General features: G+C 66.2%; 19 protein-coding genes. 11 read left to right on the top strand and 8 right to left on the bottom strand.

The features are described from left to right. Positions 1–24: 24 nt before the first annotated feature. Both FS507_RS10320 and FS507_RS10315 read right to left on the bottom strand, forming a co-directional pair. The gene (locus FS507_RS10320) at positions 25–525 is read right to left on the bottom strand and encodes a MarR family winged helix-turn-helix transcriptional regulator (RefSeq protein ID WP_145942693.1); all 501 of its coding nucleotides are present in this window, start codon (positions 523–525) and stop codon (positions 25–27) included. 73 nt (positions 526–598) lie between these two features. Then, positions 599–907, bottom strand: a complete 309-nt coding sequence (locus FS507_RS10315) for a rhodanese-like domain-containing protein (protein WP_145942692.1) — start codon at positions 905–907, stop codon at positions 599–601. Between the two features lie 69 nt (positions 908–976). On the opposite strand from FS507_RS10315, the gene FS507_RS10310 reads away from it, so the two are divergent. Then, a complete protein-coding gene (locus FS507_RS10310; RefSeq protein ID WP_145942691.1) occupies positions 977–2,521 on the top strand; it encodes a hypothetical protein in 1,545 nt (514 codons plus the stop codon). Between the two features lie 20 nt (positions 2,522–2,541). On the opposite strand, the gene FS507_RS10305 is transcribed toward FS507_RS10310, so the two are convergent. The 6 genes from FS507_RS10305 to FS507_RS10280 form a co-directional block, all read right to left on the bottom strand. Next, a complete protein-coding gene (locus FS507_RS10305) occupies positions 2,542–3,189 on the bottom strand; it encodes a hypothetical protein (RefSeq protein ID WP_145942690.1) in 648 nt (215 codons plus the stop codon). Between the two features lie 42 nt (positions 3,190–3,231). Further along, positions 3,232–4,120, bottom strand: a protein-coding gene (locus FS507_RS10300) for an IS5 family transposase (RefSeq protein WP_145942689.1) whose coding sequence is annotated in 2 segments (ribosomal slippage) — positions 3,232–3,819 and positions 3,821–4,120 — 888 coding nt in all. Because the reading frame shifts where the segments join, the coding sequence is not laid out codon by codon here. A 135-nt stretch (positions 4,121–4,255) separates the two neighbouring features. Next, on the bottom strand, positions 4,256–4,435 hold the full coding sequence (locus FS507_RS10295; protein ID WP_145942688.1) for a hypothetical protein: 180 nt from the start codon (positions 4,433–4,435) through the stop codon (positions 4,256–4,258). A gap of 54 nt (positions 4,436–4,489) precedes the next feature. Further along, entirely contained in the window at positions 4,490–4,678 is a 189-nt protein-coding gene (locus tag FS507_RS10290) for an ATP-binding protein (protein WP_145942687.1), read from the bottom strand. Positions 4,679–4,795: 117 nt separating this feature from the next. Beyond that, on the bottom strand, positions 4,796–5,269 hold the full coding sequence (locus FS507_RS10285) for an inorganic diphosphatase (RefSeq protein ID WP_038550181.1): 474 nt from the start codon (positions 5,267–5,269) through the stop codon (positions 4,796–4,798). A gap of 11 nt (positions 5,270–5,280) precedes the next feature. Then, positions 5,281–5,745: an SRPBCC family protein gene (locus FS507_RS10280; protein WP_145942686.1), complete on the bottom strand. Its 465-nt coding sequence runs from the start codon at positions 5,743–5,745 to the stop codon at positions 5,281–5,283. 120 nt (positions 5,746–5,865) lie between these two features. Between FS507_RS10280 and dacB the strand changes: the two genes are divergently transcribed. From dacB to FS507_RS10230, 10 genes are read left to right on the top strand one after another with little or no spacing between them, the layout of a single operon-like run. Next, positions 5,866–7,254: a D-alanyl-D-alanine carboxypeptidase/D-alanyl-D-alanine endopeptidase gene (dacB, locus tag FS507_RS10275; RefSeq protein ID WP_260853304.1), complete on the top strand. Its 1,389-nt coding sequence runs from the start codon at positions 5,866–5,868 to the stop codon at positions 7,252–7,254. Between the two features lie 15 nt (positions 7,255–7,269). Beyond that, positions 7,270–8,328: a tRNA lysidine(34) synthetase TilS gene (gene tilS, locus FS507_RS10270; protein ID WP_145942685.1), complete on the top strand. Its 1,059-nt coding sequence runs from the start codon at positions 7,270–7,272 to the stop codon at positions 8,326–8,328. After that, on the top strand, positions 8,328–8,906 hold the full coding sequence (hpt, locus tag FS507_RS10265; RefSeq protein WP_145942684.1) for a hypoxanthine phosphoribosyltransferase: 579 nt from the start codon (positions 8,328–8,330) through the stop codon (positions 8,904–8,906). Before tilS ends, hpt begins: the two co-directional genes overlap by 1 nt. Positions 8,907–8,944: 38 nt before the next feature. Then, a complete protein-coding gene (ftsH, locus tag FS507_RS10260; RefSeq protein ID WP_145942683.1) occupies positions 8,945–11,299 on the top strand; it encodes an ATP-dependent zinc metalloprotease FtsH in 2,355 nt (784 codons plus the stop codon). Between the two features lie 9 nt (positions 11,300–11,308). Continuing rightward, on the top strand, positions 11,309–11,923 hold the full coding sequence (folE, locus tag FS507_RS10255; protein ID WP_260853302.1) for a GTP cyclohydrolase I FolE: 615 nt from the start codon (positions 11,309–11,311) through the stop codon (positions 11,921–11,923). A gap of 35 nt (positions 11,924–11,958) precedes the next feature. Then, positions 11,959–12,840 (top strand): dihydropteroate synthase, encoded by an 882-nt coding sequence (folP, locus tag FS507_RS10250; protein WP_145942741.1) that lies wholly within the window; start codon positions 11,959–11,961, stop codon positions 12,838–12,840. Continuing rightward, positions 12,833–13,213 carry a dihydroneopterin aldolase gene (gene folB, locus FS507_RS10245; RefSeq protein ID WP_145942682.1) on the top strand — a complete coding sequence of 127 codons (381 nt, stop codon included), beginning with the start codon at positions 12,833–12,835 and terminating at the stop codon, positions 13,211–13,213. The genes folP and folB overlap by 8 nt, the downstream gene beginning before the upstream one ends. After that, positions 13,210–13,788: a 2-amino-4-hydroxy-6-hydroxymethyldihydropteridine diphosphokinase gene (gene folK / locus FS507_RS10240; protein WP_145942681.1), complete on the top strand. Its 579-nt coding sequence runs from the start codon at positions 13,210–13,212 to the stop codon at positions 13,786–13,788. The genes folB and folK overlap by 4 nt, the downstream gene beginning before the upstream one ends. Continuing rightward, positions 13,785–14,276, top strand: coding sequence for a DUF3180 domain-containing protein (locus tag FS507_RS10235; protein ID WP_145942680.1), 492 nt, complete (start codon positions 13,785–13,787; stop codon positions 14,274–14,276). The genes folK and FS507_RS10235 overlap by 4 nt, the downstream gene beginning before the upstream one ends. Beyond that, a complete protein-coding gene (locus tag FS507_RS10230) occupies positions 14,273–15,334 on the top strand; it encodes a DUF6779 domain-containing protein (RefSeq protein WP_260853300.1) in 1,062 nt (353 codons plus the stop codon). The genes FS507_RS10235 and FS507_RS10230 overlap by 4 nt, the downstream gene beginning before the upstream one ends. Positions 15,335–15,336: the final 2 nt, after the last annotated feature.

Raw genomic sequence — 15,336 nt, 5'->3', positions numbered from 1 at the left:
TGGGGTGCAACGCCCGTTCAGCGACTACTGGGAATCCGAGACCGGCAAACTGTCCGTGCCGTCGCCATCCACCCCGTCGCCCTCTTCCTCGGCTGCGATGATCGACTTCGCCAGCTTCTTCAGGTGCTTCAGCTGCTTGGAGGTCGATTCGTCAAGCGCCTCGTCCTCCGCGCTCTGCACGATGGGGGACAGGACCAGCTGAGCCTTCCTGCCCTTCTTGGTGACGGAGATGATCTGCCGTCGCCGGTCATTGGGGTCTTTGTCCCGCTTGGCCAACTTGCGCTTCTCCAGGGAATCGACGAGTCGGACCATGTCAGAGCGGTCCACCCCGATGATCTCGCCGAGTTCGGCCTGGCTGGCGGCATCTCCGTCGACCAGGTAGGTCAACACCCAGTATTCCCGGAGATTGAACCCTTCCTGCATCAACGCGGTCTCCACGAAGACGCGGGTGCGACGGCGGAGCCGCTCAAGCTGGAACGACGGCGACTTCAGGAGCTCGCTGGGCAGATGCGCGGTTTCTGGCATGCTCCCACCCTATCGTCTTCCGAATGGGATACACGAACTATGGGGGTCCCCCGCTATTGCGAAGGTGATGTTTCTACCCCTCGGTGCCGACGATGGGCAGTCCGGCGTCGCGCCAGCCGATGGTCCCGGACCCCACGTTGATGGTGTCGATGCCGTTCATCTCCAGCCACTGTGCGGCCTTGGCGGACCGACCGCCGGAAAGGCAGATCAGGTAAACGTCGCGGTCGAGGTCGAACTCACCGTAGCGTGACTGCAGTTCGGAGAGCGGCAGGTTGGTGGCACCCTCGGCGTGCCACTGGTTGAACTCGTCCGGCTCGCGGATGTCGATGAGCTGTGCCCCCTCAGGGACTTCGGTCGGTGTCACTGTCTCGAAATCACTCATGGTGCCGCATATTACGCCGTCCCTGGTACCTGAGGCATCCGGTACCGGTTGCACGGTACGGTCGGGCCTATGGCAGACGCTGACGAGGTCTTGGACGCTGGCAGGAGTGCGGCCGCCTCTTTCCGGGCGGAGATGGAAAAGGTGGCCGTACCTCAGCCTGAACCCCCGCCTGCCCGCCATCGGATTCTGCCGGTGCAGATGTGGACCTGGATGATCGAGGATGACGGGTATCCGCTGCCGTCGCTCGGTGACACTGAACCGTTTCTCCTGGTGTTCGCGGAGGTTGCCGACGGGGACCACGGTGGTGCCGATGTCGTGACGCTGGATGCCTGGGCGGAGGAGGTCCGTTCGCCGACCTGGCGCGTCGAGCAGGGTGGCACGTGGCAGTGGTGGACGATTCTGCGTGGCGACGGGTGGACGGCGCAGTGGGCGGCACCGCGGCCCGTGGTCGGCTATGTGAGAGTGACCGGCAGTCTGCACCACGATCCTTACCGGATCGGTCTTCCCGACATATCTCCGACGAGGGGCCGGGTATGCCGTATCCAGCTGGCAGGTGACGACGTAGAGGTCGATGTCGGAGCTGTGCGACTGCCATTCCCGTCCGGGAGGGCCAAACGCCGCTATGTCGGCGTTCGGTCAGTACGGTTCACACTGGATCTCGACGAGGCATCTGCGCCGGAGCCTTGGAAGGCGACACCTACCTGGTTCGACGGGTTCGCTGTCAGTCTAGACAACTCCGTGGATCAGTTCGAGATGTCGGGGCTGTCGGGGACTCTCTGGCGTGTTGATGAGTCGCTTCCCCTGGTCTGGATGACCGACCTGCACAGTGGAGAGTCAGAGACGGTGACTCTCCCGGTGAAGATCAGCGAATTCAAGCAGTATCCGCGCGTGATTCTGGGACCCGAGGGAGACGGTTGCTTGGTGGCACTCACGGGCCACCGTAGGCTCCTGCTCCAGGGCGGGGCCCATGGCAGCGGTATTTCAGTTAGTGAGATGCCGGTGCCGTCGGTGCTTTCTGAGAGGATGGACCAGGTTGTCGAAGCGCCGGAGGCATGGGGCGGTTGGATTGTCGGCAGATATGAGGAAGCTGATCTGCAGGCGCCCGGTGCGGTGGACGACACCTGGCACGGTCCGGTACAGCGGGGGTTCCTGCATCTCGGGCGTGTCAGCGACGAAGGGTCTCTGAGCTGGCTGAACAAGGACGACTCCAACTGGTCGACCAGGTGTGCCCGGATACTTTCCACCGACGACGCAGTCATGACCTGGAAGAACAACGTGCTGCAGTTCTTGGATCCTGAACTAAAGGTGGTCGCTGAGGCTCGGCTGCCGTCTGAACTGGGCTCTGAGTACCTGGAGGTCGACACAGCAGGGCCGTGGTTGGCGGTCCAGTCGGTCATCGTCTCTCAGGTCGACAGCGGGCCGGAGTCGCCTGGCCTGCGGATGTCCCTGGTCGACCCTGAGACGCTCGAGGTCGTCTTCAGCGAACCCTGTGGCTCGCGCGCCCAGGTTCAGGTGGACGGCAGGCACACGGTGTGGCTTGCCGATGACAGACTCCGGCGCTTCACCCGCGGTGACACGGGGAAGTGGGACGAACGGATTTATGACTCTTTATGAGTCGGGCAACTCATAAAGAGTCATAAACTGTCCGCTTCTGTCCGGACGAAATCGGCGAAACCCGGTGCAGTGAAGCTCAGGTGGCCGAAACCGGTTGACTGGATCAGCCCCTTATCCATGAGGGACCTGCGCACCATGCTGATCTCGTTCGTCGTCCTTCCCATCTGTGATGCGATGTCACGACGACGCAGGTCAGCCTCTCCGAGTGACGCCATGGCGACCAGCATGCGGATCTCGGCGTCGGTCGCCTTCATCCACCTGGCGCGGAAGAAGTCCTGCTGTGCCTCGTGGTATCCCTCTAACCCACCCCCGACGTCGTCGTCACCCAGGGAGCTCCCCGCGTCGGGATATCCGGCAGCCTTCCATACCTCGTCTCCGAGGAGCTGGATGAAGTAAGGGTATCCCCGAGCCTCATTGAGGACTGAGGCCAAGGCCGAGTCGTGCCAATCGACGCCGGCACTCGTTGCAGGAGCGGTGAGGGCTGCGCGGGCAGCCACATCATCGAGGTCCTTCAGCCTCGGGTAACGGAAGCGCTCCGCGAAACTCACGGCGTCGGTGATGACGTCCTGGGAATGGCTCAGACCTGCGGCGACGGCGATCGCAGGCAGGTCGGGCGCTTCCGACTGAAGATGCTGCCAGGCGTAGGCGAGGGCACGTAGGCCGTCCATGTCGGCTGCCTGAATCTCGTCGATAAACAGGACTAGGTCCTGTTACGAAAGTCGTTTCAGCCACTGCCGGATACAACCGACCTGCACTGAGGCGTAGAACTGCACAGCCAACTTGTCGAACCGCATCGCACACCCCCGATTGTGCTTGAGGAACCCGATGCAACGCTCAACGACATTGCGGCGGGCGTAGACCTCCGGATCGAATGCGGGCGGCCGCCCACCGGCAGAGCCGCGGCGTAGACGGTGCCCTACCTGGTCAACAGGTTGCGAAATCATCGCGGCGATTCCTCTGCCCCGCAGGTAGCTGCGGTTTCTGCGCGACGAGTACGCCTTGTCAGCCAACACCTGTGACGGCGTGGTGCAGGGTCTGCCGGGCCCCGGTGTCGGTACCCGGACACGGTTAAGCACCTCTGGCATCTGCGGGGCGTCGCCGGCCTGCCCCGGGGTCAGCACGCAGGAGACCGGACCCACTCCGGCATCGACGGCGAGGTGGATCTTCGTTGACCACCCACCCCGGGACCGACCGAAACAGTGATCAGTGGGCTCATCACGGTGGCGGTGGTGACTGTCGTGACGAGCTCCAGTGGCATGAACGTGTCCTCGACTGGTGGTGTCAGTCCACGCTGAACTCCCACGACAGTCGGTCATTCTGATGTGCTTGCGACAGTAGCTGGGTGTGAATCTTCGACCAGACACCACTGCGTTGGTAGCAGGTGAACAGGTCGTAGACCCGCCACCAGGGGCCGTAGCGTTCGGGGAGATCACGCCACGGGACACCGGTGCGTACCCGGAACAAGATGCCGTTGATCAGTGGCCGTCGACACCAGTGCTGGGGTCGGCCGAGGTGCCGTTGTGCTGGCAGGAGTGGTTTCAGGAGGTTCCACTGGTCGTCGGTGAGATCGTGTCTGGCGCTGGCGGGTAGGGTGTCCATGGAAGGTTTCCTTGTTCACGTTGCTGATTCGACACCAACAATCGTGAATGGGGGAACCTTCTTTGTGGTGGTCAGACACGCCGACGCTGAGAACAACGACTTTCGTAACAGGACCTAGCCCGGACGCTCCGTTGTCTACGACCCGTCGGTCGCGGCGGTAATGACATCCTGAAGTGCGCGTCCGGTACTCGCAGGGGTGGCCGCGGAAGACGGATCGGACGAGACCGTCACACCGATACCGCCGATGGTGACAGACAGTCTACGCAGTAACCCGGAGAGTTGCTTACGCAGCGCCTCCTGCCACGTGGAGGACAAACGGTCGATGGACTCACTCAGCGACTGGAGGAACGGGCCGTCGCCTGCGGTGACTCACACGGTCTGGAAACCTGCCGTCCCAACGGTGGTCTGCAGGTAACGAAGCAGACTTGTCTTGCCGATACCCCGGGGGCCGACGGTGACGTTGATCTGGCCACCCAGCTTGCGGAACTGTGACGTATAGGCGAGCTGCTGGTGGAAGTCCTCGATGTTCTTCTGTCGTCCCGGCACGCTCGTACTCACGGAACTTGGGGTGAAGGGGCTCGGCTGCATACCTCCGAGACTACTGCGTTTTATGACTCTTCATGAGTTGCCCGACTCATAAAGAGTCATAAAACGTGCTTGCGGTCCCCGCCTGTCCTACTTGTGGCGCTCCACGGCCTCGGCGAGGATCCGCTCGGCCTCGGCTTTGTCGCCCCAGCCGGAGCCGTTGACTTCCTTGCCGGGCTCCAGGTCCTTGTAGTGGACGAAGAAGTGCTCGATCTCGTCCTTGACGTCCTGGGCGATGTCGTTGATGTCCTGGAACTTCTCGTAGCGCACGTCGTCGACGACGCAGAGCAGCTTGTCGTCGCCGCCGGCCTCGTCGGTCATCTTGAAGACACCGACCGGGCGGGCCTCGACGATGACACCCGGGAAGACGGACTCCGGCAGGATCACCAGGGCGTCCAACGGGTCGCCGTCCTCGCCGAGGGTCTCGTCGATGAACCCGTAGTCCGCCGGGTAGGCCATCGGGGTGAAGAGGTAACGGTCCAGGTAGACCTTGCCGGTCTTGTGGTCGACCTCGTACTTGTTGCGGGAACCCTTGGGGATTTCGATGGTGACTTCGATGCTCATGGGTCGTGAGTTTACCCTGCCCGCTCAGCGGAGTCGGCGATTGCCGCCAGGGTCCGGTCCATCCCCGTCTTCAACTCGGATTCGAACGTCTCGTTTCCGCCCAGGGCGGTCGCGACCATGGCGCGCGAGATCAGGGATGTGTCACCGTCGACGATGCGCGACTCGGTGAGCTCGGTGGTGCCGTCGCCGTTGTCGGTGAGTTCGAACCGCCACCTCGAGCCGTTGATGGGGACGCGCCACTCGAGACCGTCATTCGGCGACCATCGGGTGATCTTCGACCAGGTGGGCCAGAACAGGACGCCGCGGCGGTTCAGGTTCAGCGTGGTAGTACCGACTCCGGGGGTGCCGCCCAGGACCAACATCTTCTTGCACTGGGGGCTGCGGTCGCCCATGGCCGTGAGGTCGGAGACAACGGCCCAGACCTTCTCGGGGGTGGCGTTGATCGTGCGGGTGGTGGTGAGCAGCTCGGTCGTCATGGTTCTGACACTACGGTCCGTCACCCGGTCGGCGCAGGAGAATACAGGGGAACCTCCGGGGACGGACCGGACGGTCCTTCGGTACTCCTCTGGTCGTCGGATACTCTGGTGTGGTCCTACATGCATTCAGCTCCCTCGCAGGAAGGCATCGATGCCCCGATGAGCAAGTCCGCCTCGCGCCGTTGGTTGTACGGCATCCTGGCTTTCCTCGTGGCCGTCATCGTGGTGGTGGTTGCCGCGCTGGTGATCCACCAGCGCAACGCCTACACCGTGGCGGATGCGCAACCGTTGCCCGAGCCGTCGCCCGTCCTGGCACCGGCACAGACGGACGGCCCCGCTCCGGACGTCAGCGACGAGCTCGCGAGGCCGGCGTCTGATCCCGCCTTGGGACGGTTGTCCGGGCACGTCACGGACATCGCCACAGGCGAGGAGGTGTGGTCGGAGAACCCGGACACCATGCTGGTGCCCGCCTCCGCCACGAAGCTGGCGACGGCGACCGCAGCCCTCGTCACCCTTGATGAGGACGAACGGGTCGCGACAACGGTGTACCCGGGGGCGAAGCCGGGCCAGATCGTCCTGAAGGGCGACGGGGACATCACCCTCGAACGGTCCGAGGGGTCGGGCTTCTTCACGTCCCCGGCCAATATCGATGACCTTGCTACACAGGTCACCGATGCGTTGGGCGGCACCGATATCACCGAGATCGTCGTGGATAATTCGGCGCGCGCCGGGTCGCTGTTCAACAGGACCTGGTCGCGTGACGACATCGGTGCCGGCAACGTGGCCCCGCTGTCGGCGGTGATGCTCGACGCCGGGCGGTTGGATCCCACGGACTCCTACTCGCCGCGGTCGACGACCCCGGCCTCTGACGTGGGCGATGCTCTGGCGTCGGCGCTGGGGGCCGACGGGGCGACAGTCTCGGTGACCGACAGCGCAGTCGACGTCAGCGACGAGTCGGCACTGGCGACGGTGTACTCCGCGACACTGAGCACGCGAATCCGCGACATGCTCCTGCACAGTGACAACCTGCTCGCTGAGGCGGTCGGTCGGGAGGTCGCGCAGGCGCGTGGCGAGGATCCGACGTTCGACGGGGCGACGAAAGCGACCCTCGCGGCATTGACGGAGGAGGGGCTGGACGTCAGCAAGGTGGTGTTGCGGGACAACTCCGGGATGAGCGAGAGCAACCGGCTCAACGCCCGCATCCTCGACGGCATCATCACGGCCGCCGGGACGGACGACGATCTGCGGGTGATGCTGGACGGACTACCCGTCGCCGCGGGTAACGGCACCCTGCTCGACCGGTACGGAGACGGCTCCGGTGCCACCGGTGGCGCCGGGTGGGTGCGTGCGAAGACCGGAACCCTGGACGGGGTGAACACGTTGGCGGGCACGGTGACCACCGAGTCGGGCCGGACCCTGAGTTTCGCGTTCCTGTCGAACGGCTCGGATGCCGACGAGGGCCGGGCGGCGTTGGACCGGCTCGCGGCCGCCCTGCGTTCGGCGACATGAGCCGGAGAGCGGCGCATGATTGACACGCCCCACACCCTCGAGGTCCGTCACAGCCTGCGGCGTTTCCTCTCGGCACACGCTCCGTGCCTGTCCCGGGGAGACGCCGTCGTCTGCGGAGTGTCGGGCGGAGGGGACTCGCTGGCACTGGCCGCGGCGTGTGTGCATACGGGGCTCGACGTGACCACCGTGACCGTCGACCACGGCCTGCAGGACGGTTCTGCCCAGGTGGCCCGCGAGGCGGCGCGGACCTGCAGGGCGCTGGGGGCGACGGCACGGACAGTGCGGGTACAGGTCACAGGTCCGGGGGAGGCGGCCGCCCGGGACGCACGGTACCGCGCGTTGGGGGAGTGCGCGGCAGGACGTCCCGTCCTCGTGGCACACACCGCCGACGATGACGCTGAGGGGCTGCTGCTGGCGCTGGCGCGGGGGTCGGGGACGGGGAGCCTCGCCGGGTTGCGGGAGGTCGCCGGTGACCACCCCGTTGTCTCGGCGGGAGCCGGGTGGCTCGGACGTCCGCTGCTTCACGCGACCCGCGCCGACACCCTCGGCAGCTGTGCCGAGCTCGGAATCGACGTCTGGCACGACCCGCACAACGCCAGTGCCACCGTGCTGCGTTCGCGGGTCCGCAACGAGCTGCTGCCCCTGGCGCGGGAGATCCTCGGTGAGCATGTCGGTGACGCGCTGGCGCGCTCGGCCCGGCTGCTCCGGGAGGACGCTGACCTGCTCGACGACCAGGCACGACGGGTGCTGTCCGCGGTCGGCGGGAGTGATTCGGCAGTTCTCCCGGTCGGCGTACTCGTCGAGCATCCCGGTCCCCTGCGTCGACGCGTCCTGCGTCGGTGGTTGGGGTCGCGGGTGGGGCCGTTGACCTCGCGGCATCTGGAGGCGCTGGACGCTCTGGTCGCCGACTGGCACGGGCAGGGGGCCGTCGCGGTGCCGTATCCGGAGACCGGGTCGCCGTCGGCACTGTCCCGGACCTCTACAATGGGAGGCACCCGTCGACTGGTGGTGCGTCGCCGTCGGACGACCACCGGCAGTCAGCTAGTACTAGAGCAAGAGGACAGGACCCCGTGATGATCGCCAAGAGCGCCGACGTACCCGACAACTGTTACCACGACGACGTCGAGGGTGTTCTCGTCGACGAAGCCACACTCCACGCCCGGATCGCCGAGATGGCGAAGGCCGCCAGCGACCGCTACCGGGGTGAGGACGAGGACACGATCCTGCTCTGTGTGCTCAAGGGGGCGACCTACTTCATCGCGGACTTCGCCCGGGCGATGGACATTCCCACGCAGATGGAGTTCATGGCCCTGTCCACCTACGGTCAGTCGGCGGAGTCCTCCGGCACCGTGGAGATCCGCATGGACCTGACCCGCGACATCGCCGGTCGGAACGTGATCATTCTCGAGGACATCATCGAGTCCGGCATCACCCTGCACTGGTTGGTGGACCACCTGAAGGGACGGGGCCCCAAGAGCCTCGAGGTGGTCACCCTGCTGCGTAAGCCCGATGCGGTGGAGCGTGACGTGGAGACGACCGACATCGGGTTCGACATCCCCAGCGATTTCGTGGTCGGTTACGGCCTGGACTACGCGGAGCGTTACCGTGACCTGCCGTGGGTCGGGACGCTGCGCCCCAGCGTGTACAGCTAGGAACGGTATGTCCGGTCCTGCGATACGCTAGTGGGACTATGAACAAGAAGAGGGTTCTGAGGATCGCCGCCATCGCCGCCGCGGTTCTCGTCGTCATCTACGCTTTCGGTGTCCTCACCGACTCCACCCGCGGTTACGACGACGTCGACACGTCAGTGGCCATGCAGCAGTTCGACGACAACAATGTCGCCGAGGTGCAGATCAACGACCGTGAGCAGCAGTTGCAGATGACGCTGCGCAACGACATCAGTGTCGACGGCAAGGACGGGATCGACCAGGTCACCGCCCAGTACCCTGCGCGGGCCGCCGACACCGTCTTCGACCGCGTCGAGGCGTCGGACGCCGACAGTTACACCACCAACGTCACCCAGGACAGCATCCTCGGCTCCCTGCTGGTCATGCTGCTGCCGATCCTGCTGATCGGTGGCCTGCTGCTGTTCTTCCTCACGAGGATGCAGGGCGGCCCGGGTGGGGCGTTCAATATCGGCAAGTCGAAGGCCAAGGAACTCAACGTCGACAACCCGGACACCACCTTCGACAATGTCGCGGGTGCGGACGAGGCGGTCGAGGAGCTCGACGAGATCCGTGACTTCCTGCAGAATCCGGAGCGCTACGAGCACCTCGGGGCGAAGATCCCCCGCGGCGTCCTGCTCTACGGGCCTCCCGGCACGGGCAAGACCCTTCTGGCCCGCGCGGTGGCCGGCGAGGCCGGGGTGCCCTTCTACACGATCTCCGGTTCGGACTTCGTCGAGATGTTCGTCGGCGTGGGCGCCTCCCGGGTGCGTGACCTGTTCAAGACCGCCAAGGAGAACAGCCCCTGCATCATCTTCGTCGACGAGATCGACGCGGTGGGCCGCCAGCGTGGTGCCGGCATGGGCGGCGGCCATGACGAGCGCGAGCAGACACTCAACCAGCTGCTCGTGGAGATGGACGGTTTCAGCGACCGGGAGAACGTCATCCTGATGGCTGCGACGAACCGTCCGGACATCCTCGACCCGGCGTTGCTGCGACCGGGGCGGTTCGACCGTCAGATTCCCGTCAGCAACCCCGACATCGCCGGACGTGAGCAGATCCTGCGCGTGCACTCCGAGGGCAAGCCCCTGGCTCCGGACGTGGACCTGAACTCCCTGGCGAAGCGCACGGTGGGTATGTCCGGTGCGGACCTGGCCAACGTCCTGAACGAGGCGGCGCTGCTGACAGCCCGCGTGGACGGGAACGTCATCACCGGTGATGCGCTCGAGGAGGCGACCGACCGGGTCATCGGTGGTCCGCGACGCAGCACCAAGATCATCTCGGAGCATGAGAAGAAGGTCACCGCCTACCACGAGGGCGGTCACACCCTCGCCGCCTGGGGCATCAAGGACATCGAGCGGGTCTACAAGGTCACCATCCTCGCCCGCGGCCGTACCGGCGGTCACGCGATGGCCGTCCCGGAGGACGACAAGGGCATGTACAACCGGTCGGAACTTTTCGCGCGCCTGGTCTTCGCCATGGGTGGCCGCTCAGCCGAGGAACTCGTCTTCGGATCGCCGACCACCGGTGCCTCCGCCGACATCGAGCAGGCGACGAAGATCGCCCGCTCCATGGTCACCGAGTACGGCATGAGCCCGGAGCTCGGTGCGGTGAAGTACGGCGAGGAACAGGGCGACCCCTTCGTCGGGAGGGGCGGGCAGGGCTCCCTGGAGTACTCGCCTGCTGTGGCGGCGACCATCGACGACCAGGTCCGTATGCTCATCGAGAAGGCACACGGGGTGGCCTACCGGATCCTGCGGGACAACCGCGACTACCTCGACCGTCTCGCCGAGAAGCTGCTGGAGAAGGAGACGCTGCGCCGTCCGGACCTCGAGGCGATCTTCGAGGACATGGAACCGGTCGAGGTCAGCGACATCTTCCCGAACCAGGACATCGACCACCCGAAGGACTTCCGCGAGCCGGTGAAGACACCCACCGAGCTGGCGCGCGAGCGGGGCGAGGAACTTCCCGCCCGCAACGACTTCTTCTCCGAGGCGCGCAAGGCCCGCATCGAGCGGCGCCGACGCCAGCAGGCCGATGAACTGGAGCAGAAGCAGGACCACCCGCAGGCACCGCGCACCCCCGGGCGGTGGAGCGGGCAGTCACACCCCGACCACCTGTGGGGCGGCCAGGACCGGGTGAATCCGGATGAACCGGGCCGGCATCCCGGTGAAAGCAGCTACGGAACGTCCGGCGAGGCTGAGAGTGCCGAGAGCGCCGGGGACCAGCCGTTGCGTGGTTTCCGGCTCCCGGACAGTGAACAACCGGACAACCCGTGGACAAGCGACGACGCGCCGACGCGTAACCTGAGGGCCCAGAACAGCGGCCAGCATGACGGTGGACGTCATCACCGCCCTGACGACTCCGATGAGAAAGACTGATCTGACACCGTGACCGACTCTGTGACCGACAGTGACAACAGCCGCGACGGCGGCCGGGTCTTCGACCAGGCGCGCGCCGAGGCTGCGGTGCGTGAACTCCTGCTCGCCGTGGGGGAGGACCCGGACCGGGAAGGGCTGCAGGAGACTCCGGCGCGGGTCGCCCGCGCGTACCGTGAGTCCTTCGGTGGACTCTACGAGGACCCGGCGGAGGTACTCGCCAAGGCCTTCAACGAGGACCACCGCGAACTCGTCCTGGTCAAGGACATCCCGATCTACTCCACCTGCGAGCACCATCTCGTACCGTTCTACGGACACGCCCACATCGGCTACATTCCCGGGGAGTCGGGGACGGTCACCGGTCTGTCGAAACTCGCGCGGCTGGCCGACGGCTACGCCAAGCGCCCCCAGGTCCAGGAGCGTCTGACCAGCCAGATCGCCGACGCTGTCTCGGAGCGGCTCCAGGCGCACGCCGTCATCGTCGTCATCGAGGCCGAGCACCTGTGCATGGCGATGCGGGGCATCCGGAAGCCGGGCGCCTCCACCGTGACATCGGCGGTCCGTGGCGGTTTCCGTGAGGACGCCCGCTCCCGCGCCGAGGCACTCAGCCTCATCCGCGGTCGCTGAGCGGCGGGCAGGACGGCATCCCCGCGATGGCAGCCATGACAGATACGACAGCGACGACGGCCACGACGGCAGTGATGGGGATCCTCAACGTCACCGAGGATTCCTTCTCCGACGGAGGGGAGTGGACGACCACCGACCGGGCTCTCACGCACGCCCGGGCCATGGTCGCCGACGGCGCGGACATCATCGACGTCGGTGGGGAGTCGACCCGGCCCGGCGCCACGCGCGTGCCGGCGGAACTCGAGGCAGAGCGGGTCGTCCCCGTCATTCGGGCACTGCACGCAGAAGGGGTGACCACCAGCGTCGACACGATGCGCGCGTCGACGGCTGCAGCGGCGATCGAGGCCGGGGTCGACATCGTCAACGACGTGTCCGGCGGGCTGGCCGATGACGCGATGTACCGCACCGTCGCGGACTCCGGGGTCGACTACTGCCTGATGCACTGGCGTGCGGAGCGCTTCGAGTCCGCGTCCGGACGTGCCGACCACGGAGGGGACATCGTCGCCGACGTCTGTGACCTGTTGCCGTCCCTGGCGTCCCGCGCCGAGCACGCCGGCATCGACCCCGACCGCATCATCCTGGACCCCGGTCTCGGCTTCGCCAAGAACGCCGACGACAACTGGGCGCTGCTGGCAGGTATGCGTTCCTACATGACGCTGGGATACCGTGTGCTCATCGGTGCGAGCCGGAAAAGATTCCTCACCGCGCTGCGTCCGGGACCGGACGGAGCACCGGGCACGCCCGAGTCGGCCGATGATGCGACCGCGGCGGTGAGCGCCCTCGCCGCAGCGTCCGGCGCCTGGGCCGTCCGCGTCCACAGCGTCGCCGCGAACCGCGCCGCCGTGGATGTCGCACGGTCCGTGGCCACCGGCCGCGGTCCGGCTTTACCTGAAGGATGGAGGGCCCGCCGTGGCTGACCGTATCGAGCTGACCGGACTGGAGGTCTACGGCTACCACGGTGTCTACGACTTCGAGAAGGAGCAGGGGCAGAAGTTCATCGTCGACCTGGTGGTCTGGACGGACTTCACCGCCGCCGTCGCCGACGATGACATCGCCAGGACGATCTCCTACGTCGATCTCGCCGACATCGCCGTGGGGATTGTCTCCGGACCGAGCATGGACCTGATCGAGACGGTCTCCGCGTCGATCGCCGACCAGATCAACGACGTCGAGGGAGTTCTCGCCGTGGAAGTCACCGTGCACAAACCGGATGCGCCGATCCACCATCCGTTCTCCGATGTCCGCGTGGTCGCCCGCCGGTCACGTAAAACCCCCGGGACCAGGACATGACCGACCACACCCCTGAGGATTCTGCTGACCGGGCCGTCCCGGCCGTCCTGGCCTTCGGGTCGAACCTGCCGGGTGCGCTGTCCGGCCCCGAGGAGCAGATCCGTCGTGCCGCTGACGCTCTCGTGGCCGTTGAGGGGGTCGTCCCGGTCAGCGCCAGTGCGATGTTCGCCACCCCGCCGTGGGGGGTGACCGACCAGGACGAGTTCCGTAACTGCGTCCTCACCGTCCGCACCACACTCGACCCGTTGGCCCTGCTTCGACACTGCCAGGACCTGGAGCAGGTGGCGCGTCGGGTGCGTGACCGGCACTGGGGTCCACGCACCCTCGACATCGACATCATCGACTACGCCGGCATCCGCAGTGACGGTCGGTGGGGTGAGGAACTCATCCTGCCGCACCCGTGGGCCCACCAGCGGCCGTTCGTCCTCGTGCCCTGGCTGGACGCTGACCCACACGCCGTGTTGGACGGTCGCCCCGTCCGGGAATGGCTGACCGCCTGCGAGGGTCCGGAGGCGGGCGCGTCAGGGACGGCGGAGGGAATCCGTGTGCTTCCCGACGTACGATGGGCCCCATGAACCAGACCAGTGTCGGGCTGCTCGTCACCTCGGCGGTGGCCGCGGGTGTCGTGTCCTTCGCCGGTGTGTGGGTCTTCTACGGCAGCTTTCCCTCGATGAGCGTCAGCGGGTCCACCGCGTTGTGGATCTTCGCTGTGGTGGCCGGCGTGCTGGCGGTGACCGTGCGGCGTCGGATCGCCGAGGGGGAGGTGGGGCAGGACCGCTCGCAGATGTCGCCGGTGTTCATCTCCCGGTGCGCCGTGTTCGGCAAGGCAGCGGCATGGATCGGTTCTCTGGTGGCGGGCTTCTACGGCGGAGTGACGGTGTACGTTCTCCTGCGACACGGGGAGCTTCTCGCCGCCCAGCAGGACACCCCCGGAGCGGTGACGTCTCTGCTGGCAGCGGTGGCCATGGCGGTTGCCGGTGTCCTGCTGGAACGAAGTTGTCTCGTCCCTCCCGGCGATGCCGACGGTGAGGAAGGACATGGAGATGTATTCTTGACGCCATGAGTTCCGCGTATTCGCCCGACGATTCGCACCGGCTTCCTGATCCGTCGAGCCGGAGCGGTTCCTCCACGCCCGGAAACGGTCTGAAGCTGCTGATGTACCTGGTGTTCGTCCTCGCCCTCGCGGCGACGATCATCATGTTCTTCGTCGACTCGGAGGTGTGGCTCAATGTCGCGGTCATCACCTCGCTGTGGGCCGCGTTCTTCGGAGCGATCCTGGTGTCGCGCTATTCCGGCGTGATCGGTGAGGAGCGTAGCCGCCGTCAGGAGCAGGAGCGCCGCCACCGGGCCGAGATGGAGCGGGAACGTTCGGAGTCGCAGCGCCGTGAGGTCCAGCTGGAGAACGACTACCGCAGTCGCCTCGGCAGCGAGCACGACAAGACGCTCGACGCCATCCGTAAGGAGCTGGAGGCGATGCGTGAGCAGCTTTCCGACCTCTCCGGCGGCGACTGGAACAACGAGCAGGTGTCGTTGAAGGCCCGCGCCGAGCGCATCATCGAGTTGGAGCGCAACGTCTCCCGTGCCGGCGAGCAGGCCCGTCCGACAGCCGGGCAGGACACCCGTGGGAAGACTACGGCCAGAGGCGTGGAGGGCGCAGGGGATACAGAAGGCACAGAAGGCACTGGGAACGGTGCCGGTAAGCAGGGCGAGAACCGTTCCGGTGGGCGTCGCGGCGGTTTCTCCACGGGCACATTCGCCGCTGTGCGGTGGTCTGGCGCGGACAGTGAGGACACCACGCAGATCCCCATGGTCGTCGACACCCGCTCGATGGATGCCGCCGAGCCGACGGAGACGGCGCCCCGGGAGACGGCCCAGAGCCCCGAGACTCGTCCGCGCTGGTCCGAGCAGCAGGACACGCCTGCCCCGGAACCGGAGAAGGCTGCGGAACCCGCTCCGGAACCCGTTCCGGAACAGGCCCCGGAGCCGGTCTCAGAGCCCGCGCCCGGCCGTCGTCGCCGCGCCGAGGAAGCCGAGCCGCACGGTCGTCGCCGCGCCGACGAGAGTGACCAGGGCGTGACCGTCGCCGAGCTGATGGCGCAGATGAAGAAGAACGCCCGGTAGAA

This window comes from Corynebacterium glyciniphilum AJ 3170 (assembly GCF_007673095.1).
GTDB lineage: Bacteria > Actinomycetota > Actinomycetes > Mycobacteriales > Mycobacteriaceae > Corynebacterium.
The sequence above is the reverse complement of the archived record's forward strand: the minus strand, read 5'-3'. Positions and strand labels throughout refer to the sequence as shown.

Excerpts from the sequence above, each read along its gene's own strand:
- FS507_RS10320 (WP_145942693.1), bottom strand. The coding sequence starts at position 525 with ATGCCAGAAACCGCGCATCTGCCCAGCGAGCTCCTGAAGTCGCCGTCG.
- FS507_RS10315 (WP_145942692.1), bottom strand. The coding sequence starts at position 907 with ATGAGTGATTTCGAGACAGTGACACCGACCGAAGTCCCTGAGGGGGCA.
- FS507_RS10310 (WP_145942691.1), top strand. The coding sequence starts at position 977 with ATGGCAGACGCTGACGAGGTCTTGGACGCTGGCAGGAGTGCGGCCGCC.
- FS507_RS10305 (WP_145942690.1), bottom strand. The coding sequence starts at position 3,189 with ATGGACGGCCTACGTGCCCTCGCCTACGCCTGGCAGCATCTTCAGTCG.
- FS507_RS10285 (WP_038550181.1), bottom strand. The coding sequence starts at position 5,269 with ATGAGCATCGAAGTCACCATCGAAATCCCCAAGGGTTCCCGCAACAAG.
- FS507_RS10280 (WP_145942686.1), bottom strand. The coding sequence starts at position 5,745 with ATGACGACCGAGCTGCTCACCACCACCCGCACGATCAACGCCACCCCC.
- dacB (WP_260853304.1), top strand. The coding sequence starts at position 5,866 with ATGCATTCAGCTCCCTCGCAGGAAGGCATCGATGCCCCGATGAGCAAG.
- tilS (WP_145942685.1), top strand. The coding sequence starts at position 7,270 with ATGATTGACACGCCCCACACCCTCGAGGTCCGTCACAGCCTGCGGCGT.
- hpt (WP_145942684.1), top strand. The coding sequence starts at position 8,328 with ATGATCGCCAAGAGCGCCGACGTACCCGACAACTGTTACCACGACGAC.
- ftsH (WP_145942683.1), top strand. The coding sequence starts at position 8,945 with ATGAACAAGAAGAGGGTTCTGAGGATCGCCGCCATCGCCGCCGCGGTT.
- folP (WP_145942741.1), top strand. The coding sequence starts at position 11,959 with ATGACAGATACGACAGCGACGACGGCCACGACGGCAGTGATGGGGATC.
- folK (WP_145942681.1), top strand. The coding sequence starts at position 13,210 with ATGACCGACCACACCCCTGAGGATTCTGCTGACCGGGCCGTCCCGGCC.
- FS507_RS10235 (WP_145942680.1), top strand. The coding sequence starts at position 13,785 with ATGAACCAGACCAGTGTCGGGCTGCTCGTCACCTCGGCGGTGGCCGCG.
- FS507_RS10230 (WP_260853300.1), top strand. The coding sequence starts at position 14,273 with ATGAGTTCCGCGTATTCGCCCGACGATTCGCACCGGCTTCCTGATCCG.